Source organism: Kitasatospora sp. NPDC059722, assembly GCF_042733235.1.
In the GTDB taxonomy this organism is placed as follows: domain Bacteria; phylum Actinomycetota; class Actinomycetes; order Streptomycetales; family Streptomycetaceae; genus Kitasatospora.
The window spans coordinates 1-9,434 of sequence record NZ_JBHWGD010000152.1; the positions used below are offsets into that span (position 1 = coordinate 1).

At 75.2% G+C, this 9,434-nt stretch carries 8 protein-coding genes and 1 pseudogene; 4 read left to right on the plus strand and 5 right to left on the minus strand.

Translation table 11 applies throughout. The annotated features are described in order from the left end of the window. Window positions 1-62: 62 nt before the first annotated feature. The 3 genes from ACFV4F_RS40615 to ACFV4F_RS40625 form a co-directional block, all read right to left on the minus strand. Complete coding sequence (locus ACFV4F_RS40615; RefSeq protein ID WP_380510558.1) at window positions 63-752, minus strand: TetR-like C-terminal domain-containing protein; 690 nt, start codon at window positions 750-752, stop codon at window positions 63-65. 86 nt (window positions 753-838) lie between these two features. After that, window positions 839-1,999: a hypothetical protein gene (locus ACFV4F_RS40620; protein WP_380447162.1), complete on the minus strand. Its 1,161-nt coding sequence runs from the start codon at window positions 1,997-1,999 to the stop codon at window positions 839-841. Further along, window positions 1,996-3,435 carry a hypothetical protein gene (locus tag ACFV4F_RS40625; protein ID WP_380447164.1) on the minus strand — a complete coding sequence of 480 codons (1,440 nt, stop codon included), beginning with the start codon at window positions 3,433-3,435 and terminating at the stop codon, window positions 1,996-1,998. The genes ACFV4F_RS40620 and ACFV4F_RS40625 overlap by 4 nt, the downstream gene beginning before the upstream one ends. Window positions 3,436-3,695: 260 nt before the next feature. Between ACFV4F_RS40625 and ACFV4F_RS40630 the strand changes: the two genes are divergently transcribed. Next, complete coding sequence (locus ACFV4F_RS40630) at window positions 3,696-4,607, plus strand: glutaminase (RefSeq protein WP_380491589.1); 912 nt, start codon at window positions 3,696-3,698, stop codon at window positions 4,605-4,607. Between the two features lie 44 nt (window positions 4,608-4,651). Beyond that, window positions 4,652-5,863 (plus strand): annotated as a pseudogene (locus tag ACFV4F_RS40635) (pyridoxal-phosphate dependent enzyme); the annotation flags it as partial. Between the two features lie 28 nt (window positions 5,864-5,891). Here the strand turns inward: ACFV4F_RS40635 and ACFV4F_RS40640 are convergent. After that, window positions 5,892-8,327, minus strand: coding sequence for a helix-turn-helix domain-containing protein (locus tag ACFV4F_RS40640; protein WP_380510561.1), 2,436 nt, complete (start codon window positions 8,325-8,327; stop codon window positions 5,892-5,894). Window positions 8,328-8,509: 182 nt separating this feature from the next. On the opposite strand from ACFV4F_RS40640, the gene ACFV4F_RS40645 reads away from it, so the two are divergent. Continuing rightward, on the plus strand, window positions 8,510-8,737 hold the full coding sequence (locus tag ACFV4F_RS40645) for a hypothetical protein (protein WP_380447170.1): 228 nt from the start codon (window positions 8,510-8,512) through the stop codon (window positions 8,735-8,737). Continuing rightward, entirely contained in the window at window positions 8,725-9,126 is a 402-nt protein-coding gene (locus ACFV4F_RS40650; RefSeq protein ID WP_380510564.1) for a hypothetical protein, read from the plus strand. Before ACFV4F_RS40645 ends, ACFV4F_RS40650 begins: the two co-directional genes overlap by 13 nt. 102 nt (window positions 9,127-9,228) lie before the next feature. Here ACFV4F_RS40650 and ACFV4F_RS40655 read toward each other — a convergent pair. Further along, window positions 9,229-9,434 (minus strand): anthrone oxygenase family protein (locus tag ACFV4F_RS40655; RefSeq protein ID WP_380510566.1); only part of this gene is annotated, 206 nt, incomplete at its 5' end.

Consider the following 9,434-nt stretch of genomic DNA (forward strand, 5'->3'; position numbering starts at 1 on the left):
ACGCCGGTCCTGGACGTCAAGCCCGTCCTGGCCCGGCGGGACGAACGCTAGGCAGGGCTTGGTCAGAGCGGCACCACGAGGCCGACGCCCTCGGCCGCGACGGCGACGGCGTAGTCGAAGAACGCGGCCTCGTCCCGGACGCTGTCGTGGGTGCGGCTGAACACCTGGAACACCAGCAGGCCGATCAGGCCGCTCCACAGGACGATGCCGCGCTCGACGACGTCGGAGAACGGCTCCCCCGGCGCGCCGCCGAAGAGCTCCAGCGCCTCCGGGCGCAGCAGCGGCGGGCCGGGGACCTTCCGTGCGGGCGGGGTCAGTTCGCCGGCCTCCAGGGCCTCGCGCACGATCGCCGCCAGCACGGCGGGGGTGCGCGACGCGGCCGGGACGGTCTCCTGCGGGGCGTGGTAGCCGGGGACGGGCGAGCCGTAGACGAGGGTGAACTCCTCGGGGTGGGCGAAGGACCAGCCGCGCAGTGCGCGCGTCACGGCGAGGAGCCTCGCGCCGGCGGATTCCCCGGCGTCCCGGGCGGCGCGGTCGGCGTCCTCCATCGCGGCGCCGGAGGCGTTGTAGGCGTCGAGGATCAGCGCGGTGAGCAGGTCGTCCCGGTGCGGGTACACCGCCTGGACGTCCGCGAGGGCCGGCCCGGCTGCGGCGGCGACGGCCTCCAGGGTCAGCCCTGCGGCGCCGAGTTCCCCGAGGAGGCGGCGCGCGACGGCCTTGGCAGTGACGGCGTGTGATGCGGAATCAACCATGGCCGCACCCTACCCGGCGGTCATCCGGGGAACGGCGGTCGGGTCACGGACGGGGCGAGGAGGCCGGGAGGAGCGCCCTCCAGTCACTAACCGGCCTGCCGGGCCTGCTTGCGGTAGTGGTCGAGGATGTCCTGGCGTAGCAGGTGGCCGAAGCCCGCGCCTTCGAGGCGCAGGGCGAGTTGCGGTGTGGTGAGGCCCAGGGCGGCGGCGGTGTTCGCGAGGTGCCAGTCGTGGGCGGCCAGGCGGGTCAGGAGGTGGCCCCGGCGGACCTGGGCCTCGGAGAGGCGGAAGGTCTTGAGGTAGGCGAGGCGGCCGGTGTCGTCGGTGACGGCCTCGCCGATGTGGTTCTCCTGCTTGGGGCGGAAGTCGGGGAGGAAGCGGGAGAGGGTGAAGCGGGACATCCGGTAGACGGTCTGCGCCCGGTAGTCGGCGTCCAGGAGGCCGTCGGCCATGGTCGTGGTGTGGAAGCGGGACCAGGCGCGCTCCTGCTCGTCGACGGCGGTGCGCAGGTCGGCGAGGGAGCGGACGGAGGTCGTGCTCAGGTCGGCCCGGAAGTCCGGGACGGGGGCGGCGTAGGTGGCGTAGTGGTGGACGAGTTCGCCGTACAGGTCGAGGAGCAGGCTGCGGTGCAGGGCGCGGTAGTCGTCCGGGTGCGGCAGCACGAACGCGGCGGCGAGGGCGTCGGCGACGTACACGGCGACGCCGCACTGGCCGGGGTGGATCTCGAACACCCGCAGGGCGTCGGCGAGTCCGCGCACCTGGTCGCCGCTGTAGGCCTCCTCGGCGCGCGGTGACAGGCCGCGCCGCAGGGCCTGCTGGGACCACTGCTCCCACGCGATGGTGGGCCCGCCGAAGTGCAGGGCCAGGTAGCCCTCCAGGGCGAGGTGCAGGGGCAGGAAGCGCAGCCGGGTGCGGCTCTCGCGCTTGGCCATGCGGCGGGGCGGCTGCAGCCGGAGGCGTTCGGGGGCGGTGTCGCCGCCGGGGCCGGTGAGCTGGGTGCCGTACGCGGCCGCGGGCGTGCCGTCGCGGGTCCAGTCGGCGACGAAGCCGTGGGGGATGTAGGAGGTGTAGGCGGTGCGCCGGCCGACGGCGATGGAGGCGTACTCGCGGTCGTACAGCTCCTGGTGCAGGCGCAGGTCGGCGATCGGCTCGTCGCGCACGAGCGGGACGAGCCGCACGCCGCCCCACACCTGGGCGGGCCGGGTGTCGAGGCCGGCCGGGTCGATCCGGAAGGCGGTGGTCGTCATCGGGCCTCCCCGGCCGCGAGGAAGCGGGCGGTGCACGCCGCGAGGTGGGCGGTGAGTTCGGCGAGGTCGGTGCGGCCCTCGGCGAAGCGCGCGAACTCGACGAGGGCGGGCAGGTCCTCGGCGTCGCGCAGTCCGGCGGTGGGGACGGTCGGGGCCAGGCGGCGCACGTCGAAGCCGTCGGCGTCGAAGACGGGGTTGAGGTGGACGATGCCGGTGCGCCGCTCGGGGTCGAGGCGGGTGCGCCAGACGCGCAGGACCTCGGCGGCGAGGCCGGGCGGGGCGTTGTCCCAGCCGTCGGAGACGATCACGAGGCGCTGCGGGGGTTCGGGGGCGGCGTCGAGGGCGTCGAGGATGCGGCGGCCGAGCGGGGTGGGTCCGTGCGGGTGGGCGAGGAGGGCGTCGGTGCGGCCGCTGGTCCAGTGGGCGGTGTAGTCGGCGGCGAGGGCGTCCAGGAGGAAGTGGCAGGCGAGGGCGACGGCCAGCGGGCGGCGGCGCTTGACGCCCGAGCCGTACGCCGAGAAGGAGTCGTCCAGGACGGCCGCGACCCGCCCCCAGGTGCCGGCCTGCGCTCCGGCGGCGCGGCGGGCGGCGGTCCGCAGGGCGTCGGTGAGTTCGGCGCGGCGGGCGGTGCGGTCCTCGGCCGGCAGGGCGAGGACGTAGGTCGCGAGACGGGTGAGCGGCATGCGGGCGAGGTCGGTGCCGACGGTGGCGCCGCGGCCGCGGGCGGACTCCTGGAGGCGCAGCCGTTCGAGGGCGGTCATGCGGGGGGCGATGCGGTCGAGGAACGCGCCGCGCGGGATGCCGTGGCGGTGGGCGAAGCCCTCGGCGACGGTGTAGGGCAGTTCGTAGAGGGCGCCCTGCTCGTAGTGGGCGCGGCGCCAGGCGTCGAGGAGCGGCGTGCGGTAGGGGGCCCGGGCGGCGGCGGGGGCGAAGAGGAAGGCGCCGACCTCGTCGTGGCCGGGGCGCAGGTGGGTGTGGCGCAGGGCGCGCTTGAGGCCGGCGCGGTACTTGACGGCGTCGAGGGCCTGGTCGGGGCGGGCGGCGAGCCAGTCGCGGAGGATGGCGCGGGTGCGGCGGTTGTTGACCTTGCGGCGGCGCAGTTCGGCGATGAGCCGGTAGACGCGCTGCGGGGGCAGGAGGGCGAGGCGGCGGGCGATGAGCCGGCCTTCGGCGCGGCGCTGCTCGGGAGTGGCGTCGCGGGTGGTCTCCAGCAGGTGGCGGATGATGAGCGCGGCGTTGTGGTCGTTGATGTCGAGGGCGAGCGCGGCGGCGTAGGGCTCGCGGTAGTTGACGCGCACGTACTCGTGGAGGAAACCGAGCGAGAGCTGCTGCTGGTCGGCGGTGGCGTGGAACTCGCGCTGGCCGGTGGCGGTGATGGCGGCGTTGACGAACAGCAGCACGTCGTCTGCGGCGATCAGGTCGGCGTACGCGTCCATGGCCTTCCGGGCCTTCCGGCGGTGGGGGCGGGGAGGTGCCGGCCGGGGAATGGGGGCGCGAACTGCGAATCATTGCGGTAAAGGCACGTTCCGGAAGTCGCACCGGAGTCCCGCGGCCGGCCCGTCGACGCTACCAGGGCGCGCCGGGGGCCCCGGTGCCGGGGCGGGTCCCCCGGCGGGGACGGCGGGCAGGGATAATCGGGGCCGAAACGCGTGTATGTGGAGGAACAGCGGTGAACGGTGTGCCCGTCGGGGAGAGCCTGGACTATCGGGGGCTGCTGGAGGCGGCGGAGATCGCCGCGCGGGCGACGACGGGTCAGGGGCAGGTCGCGGACTACATCCCGGCGCTGGCGGCGGCCGATCCGGAGGCGTTCGGGATGGCGGTCGCGACGGTGGACGGGGAGCTGTTCGGCGTCGGGGACTGGGAGAGCCCGTTCTCGATCCAGAGCGTCTCCAAGCTGTTCAGCCTGCTGCTGGCCCTGTCGTACGGCGGGGACGGGCTGTGGCGCGGGGTGGGGCGCGAGCCGTCCGGCAACCCGTTCAACTCGCTGGTGCAGCTGGAGACGGAGCACGGGATCCCGCGCAACCCGTTCATCAACGCGGGTGCGCTCGTGGTCACCGACCGGCTGCAGAGCCTGACCGGTGACGCGTCCGGGGCGGTGCGGGAGTTCCTGCGCCGCGAGGCGGGCAACCCGCTGCTGGACACCGACCCGGTGGTGGCGGAGTCCGAGGCCGAGCACGGGCACCGCAACGCCGCGCTGGCGCACTTCATCGCGAGCCACGGCAACCTGGAGAACCCGGTCGAGGACGTCCTGCGCCACTACTACGCGCACTGCGCGATCGCGGCCAGCTGCCGGGACCTCGTGCTCGCGGGGTCCGTCCTGGCCCGGTACGGCGTGCGGGCGGACGGCTCGCGGATGATGTCGCGCAGCGAGGCGAAGCGCGTCAACGCGGTGCTGGTGACGTGCGGGACGTACGACGCGGCGGGCGAGTTCGCGTTCCGGGTCGGCCTGCCGGGCAAGAGCGGCGTGGGCGGGGGCATCCTGGCGATACTGCCGGGGCGGGCGGCGGTCTGCGCGTGGGGCCCCCGGCTGGACCAGGCGGGCAACTCGGTGGCGGCGGTGGCCGCGCTGGACGCGATGACGACGCTGTCGGGCTGCTCGATCTTCTGACGGTTCTTCGGACAGCGCGCCGACGGCCGTCGTAAGGTCGGCCCATGGTCCTTGACGCTTACCCTGCCTCCCTCGCCACCGGTCAGCGCTCCCTGGGCGATCCGGCGGTCGGCTACCCGCTGCTGCCGCCGCTCACGGAGGGCTGTCCGGAGACGAGCACGCCGGAGGTCTCGTACCCGGCCGAGGTCGACTACGCCTACGACAAGGTGGACGTCGAGGCGCTGTTCGGCCCCTCGGCGCGGTACGGGGGGCCGGCCGGGCGGGCGGGGCTGGACCGCTGGGCGCCGCTGCTGCCGCCGCTGCTCGCGCCGGGCCTCGGCGAGGGCGGCACGCCGCTGGTGGAGCTGGAGCCGGGGGTGTACGTCAAGGACGAGTCGCGCAACCCCACCTGGAGCCACAAGGACCGGCTGAACCGCTGCACGACGAGCGCCGCGGTGGCCGCCGGAGCGCCCGGGATCGTCGTCGCGTCCTCCGGCAACCACGGCGCCTCCGCCGCCGCGTACGCCGCGCGGGCGGGGCTGCCGTGCGTGGTGTTCACGGGCCCGAGCCTGCCGCCCGCCGTCGACTCGTTCCTCAACGCGTACGGCGCGGTGGTGCTGCCGGTGCCGTGGGAGGCGCGGTGGCCGCTGATGCGGCAGGTCGTGGAGCGGCTGGGCCTGCACCCCGTCAGCAACCTCACCACGACGCACACCGGGCACGCGTACGGGCCCGAGGGGTACAAGACCATCGCGTACGAGATCCACCGGGACCTCGGCGTGCCGGGCGCGGTCTTCGTGCCGACGGGGTACGCCGAGCTGCTGTACGGCGTGTGGAAGGGCTTCGTCGAGTTGGAGCGACTCGGTGTGACGGACCGGGTGCCGCGGATCTTCGCGTGCGAGCCGGCCGCCGCCGCGCCGCTCGCGCAGGCCGTGCGGGAGGGCCTGCCGGTGGCGCACGCCGAGCGGAGGCCGACGGACGCGTACTCGATCGTCAGCACGGTCAGCGGCTACCGCGGGGTGCTCGCGGTGCGCGGCAGCGGCGGGCGGGCCCTCGCCCTGGAGGACGCCCAACTGACCGCCGCCCAGCGGGAACTGGCCCGCGCCGGGCTGTGGACGGAACTGTCCTCCGCCGCCGGGCTGGCCGGGCTGCGCGCCGTGGGGGACGTCGAGGGCCCGGTGGTCTGCGTGTCGACGTCCAGCGGCTTCAAGGACCTCGGCGTCGGATCCCGGCCGACCGCACTCGTCGCGCCCGAGTGGGGCGAGGGCCCGCGGGGGCGGGGCGGCCGGCCACCGCGGCTGACCGGCGTTACGAGGTCGCGGACGGGAGGCGGGCCGCCTCGGGGAAGGTGGCCTGCCGGTAGTGGGCGTGCTCCCGGCGGAACGTGTGGCCGAGGTGGTACTGCAGCCGCAGGTGGCGGAACTGGTAGACGGCGCCGCTCTGGCGCAGCACACCGCGCCGGTAGGCATCGTCCAGGAAGGCCGCGACGTTCCACGGCAGGCGTCCGGTCAGCGGGAGCCAGACGCGGGTCAGGATGATCCACTGCCCCCAGGCGGTGAAGCCGAGCGCGTAGGCGAGGGTGCCGCCGATGCCGCCGATCGCCCCGATGTAGAGCCCGTCCGCGAGCGGCCAGTTCAGCACGCCGAGCGGGCCGCTCAGCGCGACCACGATCACCCGCCCGCCGAGCGCGATCGCGAGCGTGAACGCCGGGACGAGGACCAGCACCTGCCGGCTGACGGTGGTCCGGTTCGAGGACAGCAGGGCGACCGGGGTGGCCGCCGAGGCGGTGTCCAGCGGCGCTTCGAGCATGCTCGTGAGGCCGAAGACCGAGCCGGCCGCCGAGCCGAAGATCAGCCCGTAGACGAGCATGTTGATGAGCATGCCCACGATGACGTCGCGGTCGGTCAGCGGGACGCCGAAGTACAGCGCGTGCTGGAGCGTCTGGGCGGGCGCGGCGCCGACGCCGAGCACCGTGCCGCCGAGCATGATGGCGGCGAACCGGCCGGTGAACACCCGGACCGTGCGCGGCCCGCCGCCGTGGTGGCGGGCGAACAGCCGCAGCCGGACGTAGGTGGGCTCCAGGGCGAGGCCGCCGAAGACCGTCATGACCGCGTAGACCGCGCCGACGGCGAGGCCGGCGATGGGCCCGACGAGGACGCTCTCCAGGAGGAACCGCTCCCACTTGACCATCGGGTTGCTCCGGTAGAACACGACGAGGACCACGCCGACCAGCCACTCCGCCACGGTGACGCACAGCGCGGCGGCCAGGGCGGTCGCCAGGATCCGGGTCGGGCGGCGCACCGAGCCGCCGATCTGCCACCACGCCAGGTCGGGCCGGTCGTGGCGGACGAGGTGGTCGGCGAGGTAGCCGAGCCAGCGCTCGGCGCGCTGCGCGTCCCACGTGCGCGGCGGGCGCCCGGCGACCGGTTTGCGTTCGGGGGCTCGGCGGCGGTACAGGGCGGGGACGAAGCCGGCGAGGAGGTGCTCCTCCAGGGCGTGCTCGGTGGGGAAGCGCTCGCCGTCGAGGAGTTCGGCGGGTCTGCGGTCGGGGGCGTCGCTGTACATCGTCCGGGCCAGGATGACCATCAGCGGGGTGCTCAGGACGCGGGCGAGGCGCACGCCGCCGGCCGTGCGGCCGGTGCGCAGCTCCGCGAGGACGGCGTCCCAGAGGGGCTCGGGCCCGCCGGGGCCCGCGGTCACCGGGCGGGCGGTACGGGGCAGGTAGTCGGTGAGGTCCGCGGGGGTGAGGTCGGTGAGCTCGATCCCGGCGGCCCACACGAGGGGCGTGCTCGCCGCCTCGACCGCCTCCGCGAACTCGGCGCGGCGGCTGGTGAGGACGAGCGGCTGGGAGGTGTCGTTGAGCGCGTCGAGGGCGTCGCGGCGCAGGCCCTCGGCGATCTCGTCGAAGCCGTCGAGGACGGGCAGCACGAGGTCGGCGTCGATCAGCGCCGCGGCGAGCGTGCCGCCGCCGGGGCCCCGGCCGACGAGGTGCGGGTGGTCGCGCAGGAGCAGGTCGATCTGCCAGTCGCGCAGCGTGGTGGTGGTCGGGTCCCAGGAGCCGAGGCTGAAGACCACCGGCACGCGGGACGGGACGGCCCGGTCCCGCAGCCGGTCCAGGACGAAGCGGATCGTCAGGATCGACTTGCCGGAGCCGGCCCGGCCGAGGACCACGAGCCGGCCCGAGGGGATCTGCCCGTAGACCTCGGCCACCGAGCGGAGGTCGCCGTCGAGGTCCAGGCGGGCCGCCCGCTCGCCGGGCGCGAGGCGCTGGACGTTCTCCGGGCTGTCCATCAGGTCCTCGGGCGCGGGCCGCCAGCGCACCGGCAACGGGAACGGGTCGTGGACACGGCGCTGCTCCTCCTCGCGGCGCCAGCGGCGGCGGACCTCGCGGGCGAGCTCGTCGACGGCGTCGGCGAGGGCGGCGGGGACCGGGCGTGCGGGGGGTGCCGAGGGTGCCGGGGGTGCCGGGGGTGCCGGGGGTGCGGGCGGTGGCGGGGCTTCCGGCGGTGTCTCGGAACCGGGGCCCTCGGTGATGATCGCCGCCAGCCGCTGCCGGTCCCCGGGCGAGGCGTCCAGCGCGTCCGCGATCAGGAGGACCGTCCCGAGCCGGTGGTCGGTGGAGCCGCCGCGCTCCAGCCGGCGGATCGTCCGCACGCTCACCTCGGCCTTCTCCGCGAGCTGCTCCTGCGTCAGCCCCGCCTCCTTCCGCAGTCGCCGCAACAGCGTGCCGAGTTCGTCCGTCACTCCGGCAAACCCCCATGGTCTTGCATGCTCATGTCCATCCGTGAGCCTACCGTGACGGCCGGTCACATATGGCCGGTGCCTTGTCCTGTCCCGCGACCTGCGCGGACGCCACGCTCGAAGGGTCCGCGCACAGACCGCCGACGGACGACGGACACGGCGAACGACACCTCGGAGGAAACGACATGGCGTACCGCTACTGGTGCGGCGAGTGCGGCTACCGCACGCCCTGGCTCCCGGAGTCACGGGCCGAGGAGCTGCAGATCGACCACTACGCGAGACGGCACCCGGGCGTGCCGCCCGGCGGCACCGTGGAGGCCGACCGCAAGAACCCGCAGGGCGCGTCGGGCTGCGCGGCCGTCCTCGGCGTCCTGGTCCTGCTCCTCGTGCTGGCCGCGTCGTGCCGCCGCTGAGCGCGGGCCGCGCCGAGGTGTCGGTCTCGGATCCGGGCGAGCTGCGCCCGTTGCACAAGCACCTGCGCAGGGTCCCGGGGCTGGAGGTCGAGGAGACCGGCACGGCCGGGGAGACCGGCGCCAGCGCCGACTGGCCCGCCAACGCGGACCGGCCCGCCTACGCGCTCCGGGTGCTGGCCGTCGGCCGCGGCGCCCTCGGACGGGCGGTGCGGACGCTGCCGGCCTTCCTCCGCACCCGCCGCGGCGCCGTCACCGTCACCGTCCGGGCCCGGGACTGGACGGTCACCCTGCACCCCGACGACCCCACCGCCGCCGGCCCCACCACCGCCGGGCCCACCGTCACGGAACTGGCCGCCGCCCTGCGCGCCCTGAGGGACGCGCGGGCGTGAACGCGGCAGTGCCCGCCCGGTGCGTGCGACCCGGGCGGGCAGTGACGTCAGGCGGTGACGTCAGGCGGTGACGTCAGACGGTGGGGAGCCGGTGGGGGCCGCTCAGCGGGAGCCGCGCCCGTGGAGGACGAGCGCCCGGGTGAGGGCGGCCAGTCCCGCCGTGCACAGCAGGGTGCGGAGCATGTTCGTGGCCACCCAGGTGCCCTCGAACTTCTCCCGCACGCCGTGGAAGTCGGTGATCGCGGACGGGTCACCGGCGGCCGCCAGCTGGTTGTTGAGCGGGATGTTGACACCCATCGTGACCATCA